This is a genomic window from Burkholderia sp. BCC1638 (assembly GCF_902833195.1).
Lineage (GTDB): Bacteria > Pseudomonadota > Gammaproteobacteria > Burkholderiales > Burkholderiaceae > Burkholderia > Burkholderia diffusa.
Window position 1 is genome coordinate 1 of record NZ_CADFEC010000151.1, and the last position, 433, is coordinate 433.

Annotated in this window: 1 protein-coding gene; it reads right to left on the reverse strand. The window is 63.0% G+C overall.

Annotation, left to right across the window (positions count from 1 at the left end):
* Positions 1-190 precede the first annotated feature (190 nt).
* A partial coding sequence (locus HWX22_RS31655) for a nucleoside monophosphate kinase (RefSeq protein WP_175917032.1) occupies positions 191-433 on the reverse strand: 243 nt, incomplete at its 5' end.

Consider the following 433-nt stretch of genomic DNA (forward strand, 5'->3'; position numbering starts at 1 on the left):
GATCAGAAACACGTTGTCGCGTAGTTCCATCCTTGCTCCTGTTGGTTTGTTATTGGCGATCCCGGTCGATTGTACGGAAGGCGGCGCGACGGCGGAGTGAAGCGAACGATCGTGCGTTTCTCGGTCGCGGGACGAAAAAAAGCCGCCCGGCGAGGGGCGGCCCTTGATGCTCGCGCGTGGCGCGGCGTGCTTACTTCAGCGCGTCGAAGGCGCGCTGGCGGATTTCGTCAACGCTGCCCAGGCCCGAGATCTTGCGATAGGCCGGCGCCTGCAGGCCGTTTTCCTCGCCGCGCTTGGCCCAGTCGCCGTAATAGCTGATCAGCGGCTTGGTCTGCGCTTCATACACGTCCAGGCGCTTCTTGACGGTTTCTTCCTTGTCGTCGTCGCGCTGGATCAGCGGCTCGCCCGTCACGTCGTCCTTGCCCTCGACCTT